We start from the raw sequence: 21663 nt of genomic DNA on the forward strand, positions 1-21663 counted from the left end.
CTTCGGTAGAATTAATTTCACAGACATAATTAATTTAATCCTGTCTTCCCATATAGAAAAGCCCTAAACATCTTTGGTTTTCTTCAATGGTTAAAGAATCTTTCAGGTGATTGACAATTCCAGGAGAACTCCAATAACACCCTATTTCATTGGCTGTGCAAGTAAGATACATATTCTGTACAGCCATTGAAACAGCTGCTATTTCCTCCCATTCCGGTACCATTCCACTGAAGTTGACGACAATGGAAACAACAACATCAGCTTTGTTTATTTTAAAGCCTATGTCATCATATTTCTTCTGCAGGAAAGTTTGTTCGGACTGGGTTGCTTTGTAAATATTCTGCATTTCTAAAGCCAGCTGAGCTTTTTCTTCACCCCGGAAGGTTTTAAAACGCCATGGTTTTGTACGTTTATGATTCGGAGCCAGTGTTGCGGAATGTAAAATCTCATCAAGGATATCCTGAGAGATTTTTGTTTCGGTATAATCTTTAGGGAAGATACTTCTTCTTTGTTCTATGATCTCTTTTAGAATTTCTGCTTTATTCATAGAGACAAAATTACGAAAAAGTTGATGTGAGACGATTGCGAATAAGCATATTATTAATTATGAATATTAATTTTTCTTATTCAGTAATCGCCGTATTATTGATGTTTAATGATAATCATAAAATACATGGTACTAATTTAAAGTACTTCAACAATTTTCTGATGAATATTATTCAAGGTAAAAGCATCTCCCGGTTTCATTCCCATCATCTTTTTAGCCATGGGGCTTTGCGGTGAAATGGCATAGAAACGATCTCCTTCAAAAAAGAATTCACCCAAAGAAACCGAAATGTAAAATCTTGCTTTATTGGTTATCACCAAAGAACCCAATTGAACTTTTTCCGTGGCATTATTTAGAACTTTCGACATATTCCTTTTCAGGTCATTAAGTGCTCCAAGCTGCTTCTGCATCTGATAAATTTCTTCCTGCATTTCTTCGCGCATGCTGTCATATTTTGGAGTCTTCTTAATGTCTCGGCTCGCATCCAAAGTGAATTCTATAAAATTCTTTAGCTTCTCAATCTTTTCGGCGATCACGTTTTTAACATAATTTCTTATGTCACTTTTCTCAAATACGATCTTCTCCATAAATCTAATCTTTACATAAAGATAATATTTTTTTAAATAAATATATTTATCTCCGAAAAATTAAAAATCAGGTTTAAAAAGCCCTGTCTGCTGACAAGGCTTTTCTTATTTTACCGCTCTGTTAATTTCTTAAGTTCCCCGAGCCCCTGATCAAAAGTCTTTCCCATCTGGCTATCCATCATAGGCTTCATAGGTTTCATCATAGTGCTGAGCTCATCATCCATAGTCCAGGTTACTTTAGTTCCGTTTCCTTCCGGAGTCAGGATAAAATTTGCAACTGCTTCACCTTCGAAAGGTCTGATAAAGTGAAGTTTACTGGTTATTTTTTCATTGGGGGTTACTGCAGTAACGGTTTGTACTCCTTCTCCAACATCGTTATTCCCCTTCCATTTGTAAGAATCTCCTACTTCACCACTGGTACCGGAATAGCTGATTGCAATGTTTTTATCCGGTTTAATGAAAGGATTCCAGGTATTAAAAGCTTTTGTAGATCCAACATGTTCCCATACTTTTTCCTTCGGAGCATTGATAACTACTGATCTTTCGAAATGATACTTGTTGCCGAAAGCCACCATAGCAAATACGGCATACAAAATAGCTAAAACAATGAGTATCCCTAAGATTTTCAAAATTGTTTTCATAGTTTTTAGATTTTAATGTTAAGCCAAAATTACGCATTCCTGTTATAACACTGCTTTTCTTATGACAAGATTATGCTGATCGCTACTTTTTGTCATAACCGATAATTAAGGCATTATTTTTGACGAATTCAAAAATCAAGTTTACATCAATAAAAAATAAAATAATGAATATTTTAACAGAAAACTTCAAAACACCTTACCATACTGCTCCTTTTGATCAAATTAGAAATGAAGATTATCTTCCCGCTTTTAAAGAACTTATACAGAGATCTGAGGAAGAAATCAACGCTATTGTTGATAATAATGAAGCTCCCACATTTGAGAATGTTATTGAAGCACTCGCCTACTCCGGTGAAAAATTAGATATTCTTTCCAATATTTTTTTCAATGTAAATTCTGCAGAAACAAACGATGAATTACAACAAATCGCAGAAGAAGTTTCACCTATTTTAAGTGAATATTCTTCAAAAATTTCGCAAAACGAAGCACTCTTCAGCAAAATCAAAAAAGTGTATGAAGAGAAGGAGAAATATAACCTTAACGAAGAGCAGCAAATGCTTTTGGAGGAAACCTATAAAGGTTTTGTACGAAGCGGTGCACTACTGAATGATGAGGACAAAGAGAAGTTAAAGAAGATCAACATGGATTTATCTTTGAAATCCCTGAAATTCGGCCAAAATGTACTGGCATCAACCAACGCCTATTTTAAGCATATTACCAACAAAGAAGATTTGGCAGGTATTCCTGAAGCCATCATAGAACAATATGCTGAAGAAGCAAAAGAAAGAAACCTAGAAGGCTGGGTCCTTACATTGCAATATCCAAGCTATGTACCATTCATTACGTATGCTGAAAACCGTGAACTAAGAAAAGAACTGGCTTTGGCCAATGGTAAAAAATCTTTTGATGGCGGAGAGTTTGACAATCAAAACCTTATCAAAGAAATTATTAATCTGAAACAGAAAAAAGCAGAATTGCTCGGATATAAAAATTATGCTGACTTTGTATTAGAAGAAAGAATGGCCAAATCTCCAGCTAAAGTTTTGGATTTTTTAAATGAATTACTGACCAAAGCAAAACCTTATGCAGGAAAAGAAATTGACGAATTAAAAGGATTGGCAAAAGAAGATGGTATTGAAGAAATGCAAGGTTATGATCATCCTTTCTACGCTGAAAAACTTCGCAAAGAAAAATTTGATCTTAATGATGAAGAGCTTAAACCTTATTTTCCTTTAAATCAGGTTCAGGATGCGGTGTTTGGATTAGCCAACAAGCTATTTGGATTATCTTTTGAGGAAAGAAACGATATTCCTAAATATCATGACGACGTAAAAACCTATGAAGTAAAAGAAAACGGAGAGTACAAATCATTGCTGTATGTCGACTACTTCCCCAGAAAAGGTAAGAGAGCAGGTGCCTGGATGACCAGCTATAAAAGTCAGTATAAAAAGAATGGTGAGAACTCACGCCCACATATTTCAATCGTCTGCAATTTCAGCAAGCCTACCAAAGATACTCCAAGCTTATTAACATTTCAGGAGGTAACCACGTTATTCCATGAATTTGGCCATGCTTTACATGGTATGCTTGCCAATACCCAGTATCCAGGATTATCCGGAACTTCGGTAAAGTGGGATTTTGTGGAACTACCATCTCAATTCCTGGAAAATTTCTGTTACGAGCCGGAATTTTTAAAAACCTTTGCCAAGCATTATAAAACAGGTGAAATTCTTCCTGATGATAAGATTCAGAAAATTGAACAATCTAAAAACTTCATGGAGGGATATCAGACGATGAGACAGTTAGGTTTTGGAATACTTGACATGATGTACCACACCAATGCAGGTGAATTAGAGAGTGAAAGCGTAAAGAACTTTGAAGATAAATACACCAAAGCAACCCAACTCTATCCCACGAATCCGGAAACAGCTATGAGTCCGAGTTTCTCTCATATCTTCCAGGGGGGATATTCTGCCGGATATTATTCTTATAAATGGGCGGAAGTTCTGGATGCGGACGCATTCCAATATTTTAAAGAAAATGGAATCTTTAATCCGGAAATTGCTGCCAAATATAAAATCCTTCTGTCTTCAGGTGGAACAAAAGATCCCATGGAATTATATAAAAACTTCAGAGGAAGTGAACCGAGAGTAGAAAGTTTATTAAAAAGAGCATTTGGATAATTACCATTCTAATTATGAGGCACTAAAACCGCTAATCTATACAACAGATTCACAAGTACATTTTTATTATGAAAGAAAACAAATACGATGATCCTTCTTTTTTCAGACAATATGAAAAAATGCTTCGCTCTCAACTTGGATTGGAGGGAGCCGGAGAATGGTATGTTTTAAAGGATATGCTACCCGATTTTACAGAAAAGAATGTACTTGATCTCGGTTGTGGTTTTGGCTGGCACTGCCGATATGCTATAGAGCAAGGGGCAAAATCTGTAATTGGAATTGATCTCTCTGAAAAAATGCTTGAAAAAGCCAGAGAGATCAATAACCTAAAAGGTATTGAGTACTTTCGGAGTGCTCTTGAAGAGGTAACTTATCCAAATCAAACCTTTGATGTAATTTTAAGTTCTCTTACCTTACATTATGTAGAATCATTTGATACCATTGCTCAAAATATCTACAAATGGTTAAAACCCGGAGGTCAGTTTGTATTTTCTGTAGAACATCCTGTTTTTACTGCCGAAGGCACTCAGGACTGGAGTTATGATACCCATGGAGAAAAGCAACATTGGCCGGTGGATAAATATTTTATCGAAGGAAGGAGAAACACTACATTTCTTGGTGAAAATGTTGTTAAATACCACAGAACATTAACGACATACCTTAGCTGTTTATTAAACCAAGGATTCAAATTAAAGGAAGTTGTAGAAGCCCAACCAAGTGAGGAAATGCTCAAACAATTTTCAGAAATGAAAGATGAATTGCGAAGGCCGATGATACTCATAATGAGCTATGAAAAGTGAAATTAATTTTTAATGAAATTTTAATCTTAAGTCATTCAAAAAAAAATTATTTTTACTGCCTAAAATAAAAACACAAACAGTAATGATCAAAAAAATTAGCTTAATAGTCATCTATTTTGCGCAATATCTTCTTATTCATGCACAGGTAGGTATAGGAACAGTTTCACCAAAAGGCATTTTACACCTACAAAACACAGACAAAGAATTGGGAATTGTTATTCCAAGAGTTTCCACTACGGAATCTGTAACAGGAGTTACTGTAAGCCAGCCTTTAGAAGGCACTCTTGTTTATGATGACAGTAAGAATTGTTTAAGGGTCAGAAATTCAGCAACAAGCTGGTCGGATTGTCTGGCAGACGAAAATGATATAACTCCGGAAATAAGATTAGGCCGTAAAGGAAGAAAAATTGGTGTCGTTAGGGATAATGCGATGGTGTATATTAATCCTATTGATAATGATGCAGTCTATGGTCTAGGAGCAAATACCGGTGGACAAATTCCTAGCTCAAATTCCTCCAATTATTCAATACCCGTTATTAAAAACAACTCTTTCAAAGATGTTTCTATGGGACAAACTTATGGACTAGCAGTTGCCAAAGATGGAACTTTATGGGGTTGGGGAACGAATACTTATGGAAGAATCGGTGATGGAAACACCGGAAATGTTTTTGCCCCAAAAGTTATTCCGTTACCTGGTGGAGTTCTTGCAGAGCGTGTTACAGCCGGATATTTTAATGCCCTCGTTTTGGGAGTGGATAAAAAGTTATACGTTTCAGGATACTATGCTTATTCTGTAACAGGAGGTGGAGAAACAGCTGATGTGAGACCTTTTAAGAAAATAGCCTTTTTTGATGACAAGGAAGTTGTTGATATGGAGGTTGGAATGCAGCAGGCAGTAGCCGTTACCAGTGATGGAAATATTTACGTATGGGGACTAAACGGTGGATATGTAAAACGTATCGGGCTTCCTGATGGAAATGTTTATCTTCCAACTCTACTCGACACATCTTCTATATTCAATTCTGGAGAAAAAGTCTTACAAATTACCATGGATAATACAACCAACGGTGGTGGATTTATTACCAATCAGGGAAGATATTTTGCTTTTGGATACGTGTACGATTATGGAATACAAGGTGTAACCAATACTACACCCATCGAAGTTACTTCAGAACTACTCGCTGCTGATGAAAAATTTGTTGGATTTGATTTAGATTACTACGGTGTTGCCTTAATTACCAATAAAAACAGACTTTTTGTGGCGGGGCGAAACACCAATGGAAGACTTTCCACAGGTGGCACCACACATCTTAAAACTTTAACATTAGCTGATACAAGTAATATTGACGGTCAGATGATTGATGTTGCCTTTGGAGTCAGCAATATGTATATTCATGTAAAAGATAAAAATGGGAATTTCAAACTGTATGGAGCTGGAAGCGGCTCTAATAACCAATTAGGCAAAGCCGGAAATTCTGGTAACAATCCATTACTCATAGATGTTTTACAATAACACTCACAAAAAATAAACTTATGATAAAACAATTGATAATACTATTAATATTTTTCAGCCTGTGTCCATTATTTTACGCTCAGGTAGGAATAGAAACAGAAAAACCAGAAGGTATCCTTCATATAAAGAACAAAGACAATAAAAATTTAGGACTTGTACTCCCAACAGTACAGAATGTAGATTCTGTAACTACACCCGATAATATGACCCCTGTGGAAGCAACCTTAGTATATGATATGAGTAAACATTGTTTACGAATTAAAAACTCAGAGACAAACTGGTCAGATTGCCTGCTGGACAAAACGCAACTTACACAAATGTCTGCTGGTAAAAGTTTTAACAATCCTAAAAATAATATTGAAACAAATACAAATAAATAATGGCTAATAAAGTTATATTATCAGTATTTCTACTTTGTTGTGCATTAGGAAAGGCACAAGTGGCTATCGGAACGAATAAACCAGAAGGTTTACTCCACCTCCAAAATAGGGATAAAGAAATGGGTCTTGTTATTCCACGTGTAACCTCTGCTGAATCCACAACAGGATTAACAAGTCTGATTCCTGTTAAAGCTACGCTAGTGTATGATAACGATAAAAAGTGCCTACGGATTAAAACCTCTGAAAACACTTGGTCTGGTTGCTTAATAGACGCTAGCAAACTAAAAAAAATTTCAGCTAAAAACTGATCTAAGGATTTATAAAAAATGAAATCATATCAGGCTACCAAATTGGGTAGCCTATTTTTTACCTGTATATCCACCTTCTATTCCATTCATTTTATTCTAATAGCAATCCAAGTTACCAATACCTATAATTAATACAAAAGAAATAACTATATTGTATTGCATAGTAATGAAATTAAATTATATCTTTGTATAACACAATAGATTATTATGAGCTCAAATAAAACTTTTAACCGATTCATTTTGTTATTCTTTTTTCTTCAAGTCTTATTTTTGCACAAACTCTGGAAAAAAGGATCGATGATGTAATTCTTAAAGAATTCAGTGATGCAAAAGCTCCTGGTGGTGTATTTCAGGTTACACAAAAAGGTAAAGTCTTATATCAAAAGGCTTTTGGAAAGGCGAATCTGGAACTTGATGCTAATCTTCATGCGGATTATGTATTTGAAATCGGCTCCATGACCAAGCAATTTACTGCTATAGCCACTTTAATGCTCGAACAACAAGGAAAATTAAGCGTTAATGACCCTATTTCTAAGTACATCAAAGACTTTCCGAATGGTGATAAAATTACTATTCATCATTTACTGACCCATACTTCAGGAATCAAGGATTTTACGAAAATGAAATCGATCACAACGATTGCCCAAAAGGAAATGAAGCCAGAAATGATGGTTGATTTTTTCAAAAATGAGCCGGTAGATTTTGCTCCCGGAGAAAAGTTTGATTATAACAACTCAGGATATGTTGTATTGGGTCATCTGATTGAATTAATTTCAGGAGATTCCTATGAAAATTTCATACAGAAAAATATTTTTGATAAAGCCGGCATGAACCATTCTTATTATGCATCGGACAGAAAAATAGTTCTCAAGAGAGCATCTGGATATCATAAGAAAGAATCCGGTTACGTAAACAAGACCCTTATCAGTTTCAGTGTTCCTTTTTCCTCAGGCTCACTGATGTCCACGCTTGAAGATATGCTGAAATGGCAAAATGCATTAAATAAAAATATTTTACTAAATTCACAGGAGACCGAAAAAGCATTTCAAAAATACAGGCTTAATAATGGTGAAGAATTTACCTATGGTTATGGCTGGCACCTTAAAGACATTAACGGAGTTGCTTCCAGAGAACATGGAGGCAGTATTTTTGGATTTAAATCAATGGGGGTATATATTCCGTCAGAAGACCTGTATGTAGTAGGATTCAGTAATTGTGATTGCCATTCACCTACTGAAACGGTAAGGAATATGACCAGACTTGCACTTGAAAATATCAACAGAAATTAATTAAAAGAAAAGTATCACTATTTAAAATCTTACAATCATGTTACTAGCAATTTTATTACCCTTTTTATCTTTTATCGTTCGTGGAAAAGTCCTAACCGGAATATTATGCCTGATTTTACAGATCACTGTAATCGGCTGGGTCCCTGCTGCAATTTGGGCAGCTCTCTCCCTGAATAATGAAAGAGCAGATAAGCGAAACCGTGACCTCATCAAAGCAGTAAAAGAAAGCCAGAGATAATTATTCTAAGCTTATGATGTTTGGAAAGAAGATCAATTACTGAAATGAAGGCAACTGAATTGCTATTGATTATTAATAAAAACACACTTTACTATGCTGAGTTTTTATTGTATTTATGATGATCAGCCCACTCCTGTCTACCCTGAAAAGATTGATCTGGAACTAGCTGGAGATCTTTTTACACCTCTTCAAAATAAAGGAAGATTAAGCAGAAAACCAAACTCAGAAAAAGTCAATGCAGACTAAAAATAATATCTTTTTTGGCTTTCGGTGCTTCCTTCATAATGGAAGCATAAGAAGAGGTAAAAGCAGAAAGACTTTTATATCCTATTTTAAAAGCTATTTCACTTAAGGTATATTGCCGGGTATCGATAAGCTCCACACTCTTTAAAATCCTGATCAATTGTCCGTACTTCTGAAGAGTAATTCCTGTCTGCTCTTTAAATATCCTCTGTAAACTTCGGACAGACATTTTTGCAAGGTCTGCCATATCGCTCACATTAAAACTTTCCTGATAATGGCTGTTAATATAATCACAAACAGGAATTAAGCGATGATCTTCAGGAACAGGAATTTCCAGAAAACGACTTTCATTACAAAAGTTAGGCAAACTATTTAACAATGCTTTTAGAAAAACGGTTTGCTCCTGATCTTCAGTATCCAGTTTATTCCATTTTGAAGCATATAAAAGCATCTCTTTCAAAACAGGAGGTGCCGCAAAAACATGCACTTCTTTAAAAAAATCAGATGGTAAAAGCTTTTTAAATAAAATGACCATCAGATTTACTGATCTTGCATCAGAAGTAGTGCGGTGCTTAACTCCGGAAGGGATCCAGATCACATGATTTTTAGGAACAAGATATATTTTCTGCTGAATATGCAGATACTGATACCCTTCTTCCACATAAGTGAGTTGGGCCCTTTCATGAATATGCTCATATTCATCATGTTTCCAGTTTTCCTCATACCACACATAGGCATCCTTCGAGATGGTATCATTGTAGAAACCCTGATTCGTTTCAATCAATCCGCATTTAAGTTTGGCGTTTTGCATATTCTTTTTGGCAAAGTTAATAAAAACGACATTATTAATTTTGTATCTGAATGTTAGACCTTAAAAAAATATGAAAAATATAAGCAAGATCATCACTGCTTTCCTACTTCTGATAATAACCCAATCTATGATGGCACAAGAACATAAAGCTAGAGTTCTGGTTCTGTTTTATTCGGATAATGGAGGAACTTATGAATTAGCAAAAGAAATATCAAAAGGAATTGAAACCCAAGGAAATGTACAGGCTGTAATTAAACAGGTAAAAGCGTCAACCCATCCCAAATTAAAAGATATCCCTATAGCCAGCGTCGAAGAACTCTCTTCCTACGACGGAATTGCATTTGGATCACCCGTTTATTTTGGAAATATCAGTACGGGAATGAGTGAGTTCTTATCAAAAACGGTTGGATTATGGACCACCCATGCATTAGAAGGAATGCCGGCGACCGTCTTCATGTCTGCAGGAAGTGGTGCAGGAAAGGAGCTGGCTATTCAGTCTTTTTGGAATAGCCTGGCCGTTCATGGAATGGTACTGGTATCGAATGGTATTCGTGGTGCAGAAAACACAGACAAAAATACCCCACAGGGAAACACCGTTCTTGGAGTAACCAGCCTTGCTTCAGTTAAAAATGTAGAACGCCCCAGCGAAAGTGAACGTTATATTGCCAGAATGCAAGGAGAAAACTTTGCTAAGATAGCAGCAGCATTGAAAGATATCTTTCCCCATAAGATGACATCGGAAAATGATATCCAAGAAAAAACAGCTAATATCAACACTGTCTTAAAACAAAAGCAGATCATTCTTCCACAGGTTCCTAAACCTGCAGGAAATTATCAGCCCTATGTACGTTCAGGAAATCTGGTTTTCATTAACCAGGTTGCATTAAAAGACGGGAAAATCCTTAATCCTGGAAAACTAGGACTTTCACTTACTGAAGAACAGGTAAAAGAAGCTACGAAAGTGACCATGCTTAATGTTCTTTCTGTATTAAATGAGGCCTTGGGTGGTGATTTAAACCGTGTAAAACGTTGTGTACAGCTTACGGGAATATTTAATACAAAAGACGACTATACTAAACACGCAGATCTTATGAATATAGCATCCGATCTTACTGTAGAAGTATTTGGAGAAAAAGGAAAGCATGCAAGAGCTACCTTTGGAGCATCATCGATTTCTGTTAACTCTTCTGTAGAGATTCAGGCCGTATTTGAAGTGGAGTAAAAAATATTAATTAACTTAAACAAAAAATCATGATCAAAATATTCGTTGCAGGAGCTACCGGATGGGCCGGCTCTGAGCTGAGCAAAGCTATTTTTAAACAAGAGGGAATGCAGCTGGTCGGTGGATTATCCCGTTCCGGCAGTGGAAAAAACCTCGCTGAGATCCTTGATTTAGGGAATGAAAAAATTCCGGTATTTGATACCATTGAGAAGGCTTTAGATGCCCTTGACTTCGATGTGTTATTTGACTACACAAAACCTGATGTCGCCAAAACCAATGTCCTGGCGGCCGTAAAAAGAGGTAAAAAAGTTATTGTGGGAACTTCAGGCCTTACAGGAGAAGATTATGCAGAAATAGAAAAAGCTGCCATTGAAAATGATACTTCCGTACTGGCGGTAGGAAACTTTGCGATCACAGTTGTTCTTCTTCAAAAGTTTGCTGAAATTGCTGCAAAGTACATTCCCAACTATGAGATTATAGATTATGCACATGAGCTAAAAATTGATACCCCAAGCGGAACGGTAAGGGAACTCGCTCACCGATTAGCCCAGGTTCAAAAACCCGTTGTCCCTATTCCTACGGATCAGATGGTTGGTGAAAAGGCAACTAGAGGAGCAGAAATGGAAGGGGTTCATGTTCATTCTGTAAGGCTTCCGGGGCATGTTATTGCTGTAGAAACTATTTTTGGGTTAAAAGATGAAAAATTAATCATCAGACACGATTCAGGAACCAGTGCAGAACCTTATGTAAAAGGTGGGTTACTTGCTATTGAAAAAATAGGCACATTCAAAGGCCTCAGAAGAGGACTGGATACAGTAATGGATTTTTAAATAAAATTACAAAGGGTAAAAAAAGGAGACTAAATAAGTCTCTTTTTTTTGTGATATTTCCTGAAAACAATAACGGAAGTTACTCATAAAACAATATCTTTAATTTTTTAAAATCTCGATTTATTTATGAAAAAAATTTCACAGGTCTTACTTTTTTTATCATTCTGTACTATTTATTCCCAAACCAATTTTAAAATGGATATCAGTGCTCCGGTATTTGCTAAAGATTCCATAACCATTGCTCCTCCGATGGGAATGGGAGAAACTCATAAACTGTACAATTTTACCATTCAACCGGAAAAAGGTGTAAGATTTATGAAGGGTTTTAATACCGCATTTATCACGATCGATGACTCAAAGACAGTGACCGGACAAATAGAATATCCTCAGCCTGTTATCTTTGGATATTTTAATGCTGTAGAAAAGGGAGGATATGGTTCTGATATTTTTTTCATTGAAAAAGGGGATTACAAGATCAGTATCGTGGATAAAAATCTGAATTTTACGTCAGGTTCTGAAACGCCAACCAACGCCGAATACAAAAAACTGAAGAAGTTACTTGAGATAGCAGACAAAAAATTAAAACCTTATGAAGACAATAATCCTGGTGATATTGAAAGTAAACAAAAGCTGCTGAGAACCTATATCACTAAAAATCCAAACTCCTATGTGGCGTTCTGGGAAATCGTAAATGATTTCTCAAAATACGGTTTTAACCCAAGCTATGTGGAAAATATGCCCTTATTTTCTAAAAAGATAAAAGGGATATTCAGTTATAAAGAATTTGAGAAAATCCTGAAAATAGAAAATGCTACAAGTGTCGGTGCAAATTTCCCGAACCTGAAACTTAATTCAACCGATCAGATAAATAACTCCAGTTTTTCTGACCACAAACTTACCTTGATAGATTATTGGGCTACAACCTGCAAACCTTGTATTAAAGATTTGCCCAAGCTGGTCACCTTATATGAAAAATATAAGGATAAAGGTGTGCAATTCATAAGTGTTGCTGACGATACTGTGAAAGACAGAATGGATCGGGCCAATAGAATACTGAACGAAAATAAAGTAAGCTGGAAAAATTATTTCGATGTGAATCAGGCATTCCTCAATAAGCTTCATGCTACCGGATATCCTCTACAAATTCTGGTAGATCAAAATGGAAAGATCATTGCCAGAAAGTTCGGTGAATTGGATCAGATTGCTGGGGAAATAGAAAAGCACATTCAATAATAAAAAAATGACAGCCAAACAGCTGTCATTTTTTTGGCCATCAGTAAAATCAGAATTGAACTTTATCCGACTTTGAAAAGACAGAAGAAAGCATTGCATACAAAACCAAAAAATATATTCAACTTATATCACCGCATATTTGTATCTTTAAATACATCTAAAGGTTTTATTGTTAATTTTTTGATACAAAATTATGGCAGAAAAAATTTATTTCATAAAAACTAACCCTACTATTGCCAAGATCAATTTGTACAATAAGCTTTGCCGTGAGGAAAATTCAGCACTCAGATATCTGGATGATGACAAAAAAACCAGCCTGGAAATTATTAAGGCTAAAGTAAAAGACAGTGTCGAAAATCTTACACCTGATGAACTATGCAGTATTTTTCACTGGTTTCAGGGTGAATATCATGATACAAGTGCAGATCCATCAAATTCAAAGGAAGAAGTAATTAATCAGCTTTTTATTAATGGGATTGATCAGTTTTACGAAATTTCTCCTCCTGACGTTACTCCATTCAACCAGATTATTTCCGATTATCAGAAATATTCTCAAAGCACTTTACCCTATAAGTTCAATACAGAAGAATTCAGTCCTTTTCTTATCTATGGAATATTTTTTACCGGACTACTCAGCCGGTTCCATAAAAAAGAAAACAGTCATATTCTTTTAATGGACTTTTTAAAGCCGGATCATAAGGATTTATATTCCTTCGCTGAAGACAAATTCAATGCTGTTCAAACCAATCCTGAAACAGGATCACTCTTTGACAGTGGTGTTCAACTTTCAACATACTTCGGTGAACTCTATGACCTAACCCGATTTTACAAAGACCCAATTATCAAACTTCACGACTCTTAATATATAGATTTATCTATAAGGATACCATATTTTTTTATAAAATTCACTATCAAATGAATAATGATGTAACATTATTTTCTTAAATTGCCCCTGTCAGTAAATAATGATATGGTTCGAAAGATATTTACCTTCATATTTTTCTTATTTTCTCTTTTCATCTATGCTCAAAGCATTGAAGGAAGTATTATTGACGGACATCACAAGCCTGCGGTAGAAACTGAAGTGGTTATAACAAACGATACTGAAAAATTTTCTGCTATTACAGATCAGAACGGAATGTTTAAAATAGTTCTGAATAAAAATGGAATTTATTTATTAGAGGTTATTCATGACGGAATAAAAGTAGAAAGCGAAAAAATAACTGTTAGCGGAAATCTTACTAAAGACATCCATATAAAAGAAAATACACCTTTTGAGCAAAAGATAGAAGGAGTTTCTGTTTCCATAAAGAAAAAGCTATTTGAAAGAAAAGTCGACCGATTGGTTTTTAATGTTGAAAACTCTATTGCATCACAAGGAATAGATGTCGTGGAAGCATTAGCAAAAACTCCAATGGTACGGGCTACAGATGATGCTATTTCTATTGCAGGAAAAAGTAATATTGCAGTGATGTTGAATGATCGGATCTTAAATTTATCCGGGCAGGAATTGATCAATTATCTAAAAACATTACGCTCGGATGATGTCGCTAAAATTGAAGTTATCACTACACCTCCTGCCAAATACGAAGCAGAGGGGAAAAGCGGGCTGATAAATATTATTCTGAAAAAGAAGGCTGATATGGGATGGAATGGCTCTTTACAGACATCAGGAAGTTACTTTTATGGAAAACCTACCGTCAGTGCAAGAAGTGGAGCCGGTTTTAATTACCAGGGGAATAAATTATCTCTTACAGCCAATTTATCAGCAGGAGATAATTATTGGGACAGTTCATCTTACAATTATTTAACAGGGACTAATAACTCAAATTACTGGAACACCGATTCCAAAGAACTGTATAATAACAAATACAAAGGAGCCAATCTGAAAGGAGAATATAAAATCAGTGATAAACACCTTGTAGGATTCAATTATAATTATTCTTTCGGCAACCCATTCGAAAAGGCTGAAAATTATACATCTATTTTTAATGAAGGAGGGAAACTCAATGTATTCTCCGACAGTAAAAATAAAAATCACAGAAACCTTCACAATACCAATGCTTTTTACGATATAAAGCTTGACACAATTGGAAGTAAACTTAGCATATCAGGTAATGTATTAATTAATAACGCACACGCCGATAACTTTTACAATACCGTCACCGATACCAAAGTTTCTACTCTTACCAATCCTGTCAGCAGGTACCGGATCTATTCAGGCCAGGCTGATCTGGAAAAGAATTTTGTCAAAATAAAAACGGAATCAGGCTTGAAATACACCAAAATAAAAAACGCATCTGATTTTAATTTCTTCAACATTGAGAATGGACAATATATTTTGAATAGAGAAAGGACCAATACATTTATCTATAATGAAGAGAACTTTGCTGCATACCTGTCTACCAGTTTTAAAATCAATGATAAATGGGATGCAAAAGCGGGCCTTCGTTATGAGTACACTACACTGGAAGGCGTTTCATTAAATGATAATTCTTCTGCCAACATCAATTACGGAAAATTTTTCCCTACGGCTTATTTAAGTTATAAACCTAACGAAAACAATACATTTACATTAAATTATTCCAGAAGAATTTCGCGCCCCTATTTCGGAAACCTTAATCCCTTCAAATATTATACTTCAGAATATGAATACAATACCGGAAACCCATATCTTCTCCCCTCTTTTTCAGACAATTTTGAGTTGGGTTACGTGCTCAAAAATAATTTAAACATTACACTCTACTACAACTACAATAAGGATAATTGGGATAGAATACAGGTGGTAGAAGGAAATCTGAAATACAGTATTGTCAAAAATTTCTATAACCAAAATCAGGCGGGTATTAACATCAGCTACAATTATAATAAGCTTACGTGGCTGGAATCTAGTGCATTCTTAAATGGGTTTTATGCCAAATCCAAATCATATCTTCCTGAAGCGGTGGCAGCACCGGCAGGATATGGAGCCAGTATTAACCTGGATAATAACTTCTTTCTTAATAAGGAAAAAACATTGACTTTAATGCTAGGTATATGGGCAAACATTCCCAACAGAAGTGGAAATACTTATTTCAATGGAAATGGATCGGTTTATACGGGAATAAAATTAAACCTGATGGAGAAAAAATTAATGATCAACTTATACCTGAATGATGCTTTAAATACCGACCGTAATAAGGGAACAGAATATTATCCCAATTATAATGTAGAGTATTATTCCAAAGGAACCTCACGAAATATGTTATTTTCAGTAACCTATAAATTCGGTAATAATGATATAAAGGGAGCAACCAAACAAATGAAGTTCGAAGAATCAAACAGAGCTGGAGGAAGCAATGGTAATTAAAATAAGTAGGACAACAACAGTTTAGATTGGTACTTTTTTATACTGAAAAAGAAGGTATCCAATTCCTCCGATGGAATAAGCCAGTACATCAAAAAAATCTCCAACAAAGTGATCAGAAACCAATGGACAAAACCATTCAAATAAAAGAGAGAGATAAATAACCGATCTTATGATAAACTTTAGATCGGGCTGCCACCGGAAACCCAATATTTTATTCATCCCATATTCTATCAGATAACCGTACATGGGAACTGTAATAAGATCTGTAAAATAATCATTGAACCAGGGAATAATAATTCCATTCTTTCGGAAAATGATAATGGCTGACCAGATGAATAAGCCACATAAGAATAAGACCGAGATCCTGTATTTTCTAAGCATGTAATACCGCCATAATGATTCCTAAAATGACCTGCAGAACCTTGACCATCACTTCCTGCAAGTCTTTTTCATCTTTTCCTCTCTCTGCCGCTTTTTCGTAATCAAATTTTTGTTTCCCTTCCATCGCATTTTGATTTCTGAGTACAAATATATAAAAATTAGAACAAATGTTCTAATTTTTAAAATATTCAGAAAATCTCTCTTATATTTGAGGCATGAAAACCAGGGAAAAGATTATTTCAACAGCAATCCAGCTTTTCAACGAAAAAGGATACAATACAATCACGACAAGACATATTGCAGCTGAACTCAATATAAGTCCGGGAAATCTGCATTATCACTTCAAACATTCTGAAGATATTATTAAAGTTGTTTTTTCCGAACTCCTACTGGGAATGGATGAAATGATGAATACACTTCAGCAAACTGATCATAAGACCTTACAAAACTTATTTGACTTTACTTACCGTACTTACGAAATTTTCTATTCCTATCGTTTTATCTTCCTCAATTTCGTTGATATTCTAAGAAAAATTCCCGAAATAAAAACTCAGTATGAACAAATTAATTTGCACAGGAAAACTGAGTTTGAATCTATATTTCTGGATTTTCAGAAGAACAGGATCTTCCGGGAAGATATCCCTGATTTTATTATAAACAACCTTAGCACCCAAATATTTATTATTGCTGATAATTGGGTTACCCATAATAGCCTAACACTCAATCTACCAAAAGAAGAAGCAATTAAGCATTACAGCCTTATCCAGATGAATTTGTTTTACCCTTTGTTAAATCCTGAACAGCAGAAATTATATCAAGTGAATTTTATTCAAAAACTTAAAAAATAAATCTCAATTTGTTTTTAATTTTACCATTCAGTTAAAACGATGTAGTAATAAAAATCCTTTATTTTTACATCATAATAAATGGCTTTTAAATGTCCGGATCATCAACACAATATAATGGTTACAGAATCTCAGTTCCGCCGGAATTCGAGAATATATTTTCACATTTCTATTTTGCTGAAAACAATTCCGAATTTCCGGTAACCAAGACATTGCTGCCCACGTATCAGACGATATTGCTATTTTGCTTTGGGGAAAGTGCATCAATGGTAACCAAGGAAAAAACGATGATAACGGTAGATAAATGTATCGTTTTTGGTCCTATCAGGCACTCTTTCGACTATACGTTGCCTTCCGGAACTTCAATTCTTGTAGCTAATTTCAAAGATGATGCTTTTTATCGTTTTTTTGGAAAAGCATGCATCTCATATCAGGCCGCGATAAATCCTGACGAGCTTCTTGAAGAAAACTGTTTTACCAATCTATGGCATCAGATTTCAAAAATTAATTCTACTCAGGAACAGGTAGATTATATTCTTGCGTTTTGTAAACCCTATTTGCAGGAGCGGGATCTCACAGGTCAGCTCTTGAGTGATTTTACAAATAAAAATTTAAACCCCATTAAAACAATTGCTGAAAAGACCAATCAAAGTGAACGAAGTATTCAGCTAAAACAAAAAGAGCAATTTGGATATTCATCCAAAGAGATCACCCGGTATAACAGGTTTTCAAAAGCCATCCAGCTTATTGAGAAAGAAATTGCCAATCAAAACAAAGTCGAATGGTTTACCATTGTTGATGAGTGTAATTATTACGATCAAAGCCAGCTTATCCATGATTTCAAGCACTTCATACATCTTTCACCTTCACAGTTCCTGAAGTTTCAGCAGGACATCTGCAATCCAAAATCGGATTAGGCACTTCGTTTTCTTACAATTTTTGTGTACTCAGCTATTCTACCTTTGTCCTGTAACAATAAAAAAGTAGAAAAAATGAGACATCTAATTATTTACGCACATTATAACGAAAACAGTTTAAACCACCATCTGTTAGAAACTGTTGTTGAAAGCCTGACTTCCCAAAATCATGAAGTTATTGTAAGAGATCTTTATGCAATTAACTTTGATCCTGTGTTTTCTTTAAAAGATATACAGGAACAGAGAATGGGAATTCTTGCCGATGATATCAAATATGAGCAGGAGTTCATCACATGGGCAGAGCATATTACCTTCATCTATCCTATCTGGTGGACCGGAATGCCGGCTATTATGAAAGGATATATCGACAGGGTTTTCAGCTATGGTTACGCTTACCGTTATGACCAGGGCATTCAAAAGGGTTTATTGGCAGAAAAACAGGCCGTAATTATCAATACGCATGGTAAATCACATGCAGAATATGAACAAATCGGAATGGATAAAGCACTTTCATTAACTTCCGATAAAGGTATATTTACATACTGCGGTTTTGAGATCAACCAACATTTTTTCTTCGATAAAGCAGACAGGGTATCTCCTGAACAAGTGGAAATATGGAAAGAGCACATTAGAAATACATATTATGAAATCAATGATCGCTTAACGAATGCTAATGAATCTGAAATATTGAACACTCATCCATTGCAAACCCGTCAATCTTCTTAAAGAAAATAATCAGCCAGTTTCCTGATTGAATTCTTACAATAGAAAAAACTTTCTATCTTTGATGTTCATATGAAACATTTAAACAGCATATTACGTCTTCCTTTCTTTAATAAGTATTATTACCCGATGTACTGTTCGGGAAGACTGTCTATGTGTATAATTCAATAACAAAATATTAATTAATTATATAGAGCCCGAACATTATAGTTCGGGCTTTTTTAATGCAAAATTTTAAAAGAAATGATTCATTTATTACAAGAAAATGTGGAAATTATTTTACCACAAAACGGTCTGGAAAAAAAATTACAACAGGCTAAAGACGAAAACAGGAAACTAAACATCAAACTGGGATTCGATCCTACTGCTCCGGACCTGCATCTCGGACACGCTGTTGTTCTAAAAAAACTCAGACAATTTCAGGATCTGGGACACCGGATTATTATTGTTGTCGGAAGTTTTACAGCAAGAATTGGGGATCCTACAGGAAAAAACAAAGCACGAAAACCGCTAAGCACCAAAGATGTTAATGACAATGCCCAAACTTATATCGATCAGCTATCTAAAATAATTGATATTAAAAAAACAAAAATTGTTTTTAATTCCGATTGGTTGGATCATTTGAACTTTTCTGAAGCGATCGGATTGCTTTCAAAAGTAACTGTAGCCCAGTTAATGCACAGAAACGACTTCAATAAAAGATTTTCGGAAAATACACCTATTGCGATGCATGAACTTGTATACCCTATTTTACAAGGATTTGATTCCGTAAAGATTGAATGTGATATCGAAATGGGAGGAACTGACCAGCTTTTCAACTGCACAATGGGTAGACAATTACAGGAAGTGTATGGGCTTTCACCACAGATTGTGATGTGCCTGCCTTTATTAAAAGGACTTGATGGAAAAGAAAAAATGAGCAAATCACTACATAATACCATTGGCCTGACAGATGAACCCAATGAGATGTTTGGAAAAACAATGTCTATTCCTGATTCTTTAATCGAAGAGTTTATGAATCTCACCACAGACTTTTCGGCTGTTGAAAAACAGAATTTGAAATCGAGGATGGAAAACGGAGAAAATCCCATGAATATTAAAAAGTTACTTGCTAAAAATATTATTACTCAATACCATGACGAGTCTTCAGCAAAAAGAGCAGAAGATTTTTTTGCTAATCAGGTTCAAAATAAAAACTTTGAAGAAAAGACATTCAAACCTGTTGGTATTGATTCCCTGCATCTCTCGGAAAATTATGTCCTTCTTACAGATTTGTGTCACCAGCTTAAGAGTGATCTGAGTAAATCAGCTATAAGGAGATTGATTGAAAATGGAGGAGTACAGATTAATCAGGAGAAAATAACAGATATCGATCGAAGAATTGAATTGAAAGGAGGCACCAAAATCAAAATCGGAAAAAGATTTTTTTTCGAACTTTTTTAAATCTTAAATTCAATATATTCGTGGTATTGAAAAGGCTGAATATACTATGAACTTTGCATTGAAATACAGGAAAGCTAAGGAAAGCGATATTGAATTCCTGCTCGATCTGAGAATGAAAACGATGACTGAGCATTATGCCACTTCGAATCTGCCAACCACAAAAGAATATGCTCTTCAAAGGATCCTTTACCAATTTGAAAATGCTCATATCATCATTTTAAATGATAACCCAATGGGATTGTTAAAAATAAACAGAACTGCAGATAATATAGATATTTTACAACTTCAGATTCATCCTGACCAACAAGGTCTGGGTATTGGAAAATCTATTTTGGAAAAAATTATCCGTGAATCGGTTTCGGATCAGAAATCAGTTTCCCTTAGTGTTTTAAAAACTAATCGGGCACAGAAACTTTATTCCAGCTTAGGTTTTAAAATCATCGATGAAGATGATCATTCTTATAATATGAAATTTTTTAATTAAAAAAAGTATGCTTTTCAGCATACTTTTTATTTATACGTATAAGGCACCAGAACATCTATAAAATTATCCGTACTGTAAGGATCTCCTATTGCCCTGAATTTCCAGTCTCCATGATGGCGATATGCTTCAGCAAAAACCATCGAGCACATGCCATTCATACTGCTATCTCCGGAAAGACTATATTTTGTAATTTCTTTTCCTCTTGCATCAACCGCTCTGATAAAAGCATTATCAATCATTCCGAAATGCTGTCTGTTGGTCCTTCCCTGATATATAGACACGACAAAAATTATCTTTTGATAACGTTCGTTTAATTGATCCAGCTTCACTATAATCTGTTCATCATCTCCATCGCCTTCCCCTGTTCTATTATCACCCGTCAACCAGATGTGACCTGAAGGATGACGCATCGAATTAAAGTAAATAACATCACTTTCATAAAGCACAACCTGTTTTCCATTATGCCCATGAAGAGTTCTTCCCATATCAGCAACTTTCCCGTTTTTATCCAGAAGAAAAGCAACAGCATCGAGATCATATTCGGGTTCATTGCTGAATAACCTCCCAAAGAAACCTCCCTGCTTGCGAACGTCCCAACCCAATCCGATAGTGACCTGAGAAAGATCATAAACGCTTTCACCAAGATTGTTTTTCCTGAGATCTATCGTTTGGCCTTTTTGTAAATTAATTGCCATT

At 35.1% G+C, this 21663-nt stretch carries 25 protein-coding genes; 18 read left to right on the forward strand and 7 right to left on the reverse strand.

Annotated elements, in window-relative coordinates:
* Nucleotides 1–34 precede the first annotated feature (34 nt).
* The 3 genes from MTQ00_RS11540 to MTQ00_RS11550 all read right to left on the reverse strand — a co-directional run bounded on the left by MTQ00_RS11540 (nucleotide 35) and on the right by MTQ00_RS11550 (nucleotide 1775).
* On the reverse strand, nucleotides 35–547 hold the full coding sequence (locus tag MTQ00_RS11540; RefSeq protein ID WP_273649147.1) for a nitroreductase family protein: 513 nt from the start codon (nucleotides 545–547) through the stop codon (nucleotides 35–37).
* 137 nt (nucleotides 548–684) lie between these two features.
* Nucleotides 685–1134: a hypothetical protein gene (locus MTQ00_RS11545; protein WP_172280109.1), complete on the reverse strand. Its 450-nt coding sequence runs from the start codon at nucleotides 1132–1134 to the stop codon at nucleotides 685–687.
* Between the two features lie 110 nt (nucleotides 1135–1244).
* A complete protein-coding gene (locus tag MTQ00_RS11550; protein WP_273649149.1) occupies nucleotides 1245–1775 on the reverse strand; it encodes an SRPBCC family protein in 531 nt (176 codons plus the stop codon).
* Nucleotides 1776–1939: 164 nt separating this feature from the next.
* Here MTQ00_RS11550 and MTQ00_RS11555 point away from each other — a divergent pair, with 164 nt between their 5' ends.
* The 8 genes from MTQ00_RS11555 (at nucleotide 1940) to MTQ00_RS11590 (ending at nucleotide 8732) form a co-directional block, all read left to right on the forward strand.
* A complete protein-coding gene (locus MTQ00_RS11555) occupies nucleotides 1940–3958 on the forward strand; it encodes a M3 family metallopeptidase (protein ID WP_273649151.1) in 2019 nt (672 codons plus the stop codon).
* A 68-nt stretch (nucleotides 3959–4026) separates the two neighbouring features.
* Entirely contained in the window at nucleotides 4027–4758 is a 732-nt protein-coding gene (locus MTQ00_RS11560) for a class I SAM-dependent methyltransferase (RefSeq protein ID WP_273649153.1), read from the forward strand.
* Nucleotides 4759–4840: 82 nt separating this feature from the next.
* Nucleotides 4841–6271 (forward strand): RCC1 domain-containing protein, encoded by a 1431-nt coding sequence (locus MTQ00_RS11565; protein ID WP_273649155.1) that lies wholly within the window; start codon nucleotides 4841–4843, stop codon nucleotides 6269–6271.
* A gap of 20 nt (nucleotides 6272–6291) precedes the next feature.
* Nucleotides 6292–6651, forward strand: coding sequence for a hypothetical protein (locus MTQ00_RS11570; RefSeq protein ID WP_273649157.1), 360 nt, complete (start codon nucleotides 6292–6294; stop codon nucleotides 6649–6651).
* Nucleotides 6651–6959 (forward strand): hypothetical protein, encoded by a 309-nt coding sequence (locus MTQ00_RS11575; protein ID WP_273649158.1) that lies wholly within the window; start codon nucleotides 6651–6653, stop codon nucleotides 6957–6959. The genes MTQ00_RS11570 and MTQ00_RS11575 overlap by 1 nt, the downstream gene beginning before the upstream one ends.
* 305 nt (nucleotides 6960–7264) lie before the next feature.
* The gene (locus MTQ00_RS11580) at nucleotides 7265–8248 is read left to right on the forward strand and encodes a serine hydrolase domain-containing protein (RefSeq protein ID WP_273651059.1); all 984 of its coding nucleotides are present in this window, start codon (nucleotides 7265–7267) and stop codon (nucleotides 8246–8248) included.
* Nucleotides 8249–8285: 37 nt separating this feature from the next.
* Nucleotides 8286–8486: a YqaE/Pmp3 family membrane protein gene (locus tag MTQ00_RS11585; RefSeq protein ID WP_194304243.1), complete on the forward strand. Its 201-nt coding sequence runs from the start codon at nucleotides 8286–8288 to the stop codon at nucleotides 8484–8486.
* 93 nt (nucleotides 8487–8579) lie between these two features.
* Nucleotides 8580–8732, forward strand: a complete 153-nt coding sequence (locus MTQ00_RS11590; protein WP_273649161.1) for a hypothetical protein — start codon at nucleotides 8580–8582, stop codon at nucleotides 8730–8732.
* On the opposite strand, the gene MTQ00_RS11595 is transcribed toward MTQ00_RS11590, so the two are convergent.
* The gene (locus MTQ00_RS11595) at nucleotides 8719–9540 is read right to left on the reverse strand and encodes a helix-turn-helix domain-containing protein (RefSeq protein WP_273649163.1); all 822 of its coding nucleotides are present in this window, start codon (nucleotides 9538–9540) and stop codon (nucleotides 8719–8721) included. The genes MTQ00_RS11590 and MTQ00_RS11595 overlap by 14 nt on opposite strands.
* A gap of 70 nt (nucleotides 9541–9610) precedes the next feature.
* Here MTQ00_RS11595 and MTQ00_RS11600 point away from each other — a divergent pair, with 70 nt between their 5' ends.
* The 5 genes from MTQ00_RS11600 to MTQ00_RS11620 all read left to right on the forward strand — a co-directional run bounded on the left by MTQ00_RS11600 (nucleotide 9611) and on the right by MTQ00_RS11620 (nucleotide 16174).
* Entirely contained in the window at nucleotides 9611–10762 is a 1152-nt protein-coding gene (locus tag MTQ00_RS11600) for an Atu1372/SO_1960 family protein (RefSeq protein WP_273649165.1), read from the forward strand.
* A gap of 29 nt (nucleotides 10763–10791) precedes the next feature.
* Nucleotides 10792–11592: a 4-hydroxy-tetrahydrodipicolinate reductase gene (dapB, locus tag MTQ00_RS11605; protein ID WP_273649167.1), complete on the forward strand. Its 801-nt coding sequence runs from the start codon at nucleotides 10792–10794 to the stop codon at nucleotides 11590–11592.
* Between the two features lie 126 nt (nucleotides 11593–11718).
* On the forward strand, nucleotides 11719–12825 hold the full coding sequence (locus MTQ00_RS11610) for a TlpA family protein disulfide reductase (RefSeq protein ID WP_273649168.1): 1107 nt from the start codon (nucleotides 11719–11721) through the stop codon (nucleotides 12823–12825).
* Between the two features lie 193 nt (nucleotides 12826–13018).
* A complete protein-coding gene (locus MTQ00_RS11615; protein ID WP_172280135.1) occupies nucleotides 13019–13687 on the forward strand; it encodes a hypothetical protein in 669 nt (222 codons plus the stop codon).
* Nucleotides 13688–13795: 108 nt separating this feature from the next.
* On the forward strand, nucleotides 13796–16174 hold the full coding sequence (locus MTQ00_RS11620; protein ID WP_273649171.1) for a TonB-dependent receptor domain-containing protein: 2379 nt from the start codon (nucleotides 13796–13798) through the stop codon (nucleotides 16172–16174).
* Nucleotides 16175–16195: 21 nt separating this feature from the next.
* Here the strand turns inward: MTQ00_RS11620 and MTQ00_RS11625 are convergent, their stop codons facing one another.
* Together MTQ00_RS11625 and MTQ00_RS11630 are read right to left on the reverse strand one after the other, a co-directional pair.
* Complete coding sequence (locus tag MTQ00_RS11625) at nucleotides 16196–16555, reverse strand: hypothetical protein (protein WP_273649173.1); 360 nt, start codon at nucleotides 16553–16555, stop codon at nucleotides 16196–16198.
* Nucleotides 16548–16679, reverse strand: coding sequence for a hypothetical protein (locus tag MTQ00_RS11630; RefSeq protein WP_273649175.1), 132 nt, complete (start codon nucleotides 16677–16679; stop codon nucleotides 16548–16550). Before MTQ00_RS11630 ends, MTQ00_RS11625 begins: the two co-directional genes overlap by 8 nt.
* A gap of 91 nt (nucleotides 16680–16770) precedes the next feature.
* On the opposite strand from MTQ00_RS11630, the gene MTQ00_RS11635 reads away from it, so the two are divergent.
* The 5 genes from MTQ00_RS11635 to MTQ00_RS11655 all read left to right on the forward strand — a co-directional run bounded on the left by MTQ00_RS11635 (nucleotide 16771) and on the right by MTQ00_RS11655 (nucleotide 20967).
* Entirely contained in the window at nucleotides 16771–17403 is a 633-nt protein-coding gene (locus MTQ00_RS11635) for a TetR/AcrR family transcriptional regulator (protein ID WP_273649176.1), read from the forward strand.
* An 89-nt stretch (nucleotides 17404–17492) separates the two neighbouring features.
* Nucleotides 17493–18317: an AraC family transcriptional regulator gene (locus MTQ00_RS11640; RefSeq protein WP_273649178.1), complete on the forward strand. Its 825-nt coding sequence runs from the start codon at nucleotides 17493–17495 to the stop codon at nucleotides 18315–18317.
* A gap of 75 nt (nucleotides 18318–18392) precedes the next feature.
* Nucleotides 18393–19043 carry an NAD(P)H-dependent oxidoreductase gene (locus MTQ00_RS11645; RefSeq protein WP_273649180.1) on the forward strand — a complete coding sequence of 217 codons (651 nt, stop codon included), beginning with the start codon at nucleotides 18393–18395 and terminating at the stop codon, nucleotides 19041–19043.
* 240 nt (nucleotides 19044–19283) lie between these two features.
* Nucleotides 19284–20483 (forward strand): tyrosine--tRNA ligase, encoded by a 1200-nt coding sequence (gene tyrS, locus MTQ00_RS11650; protein WP_273649181.1) that lies wholly within the window; start codon nucleotides 19284–19286, stop codon nucleotides 20481–20483.
* Between the two features lie 46 nt (nucleotides 20484–20529).
* Nucleotides 20530–20967 (forward strand): GNAT family N-acetyltransferase, encoded by a 438-nt coding sequence (locus MTQ00_RS11655; RefSeq protein ID WP_273649183.1) that lies wholly within the window; start codon nucleotides 20530–20532, stop codon nucleotides 20965–20967.
* Between the two features lie 26 nt (nucleotides 20968–20993).
* Here the strand turns inward: MTQ00_RS11655 and MTQ00_RS11660 are convergent, their stop codons facing one another.
* Nucleotides 20994–21662, reverse strand: a complete 669-nt coding sequence (locus tag MTQ00_RS11660; protein WP_172280159.1) for a TerD family protein — start codon at nucleotides 21660–21662, stop codon at nucleotides 20994–20996.
* Between the last annotated feature and the right edge of the window lies 1 nt (nucleotide 21663).

The organism is Chryseobacterium sp. B21-037, assembly GCF_028570785.1.
GTDB classification, from domain to species: Bacteria; Bacteroidota; Bacteroidia; order Flavobacteriales; family Weeksellaceae; genus Chryseobacterium; species Chryseobacterium proteolyticum.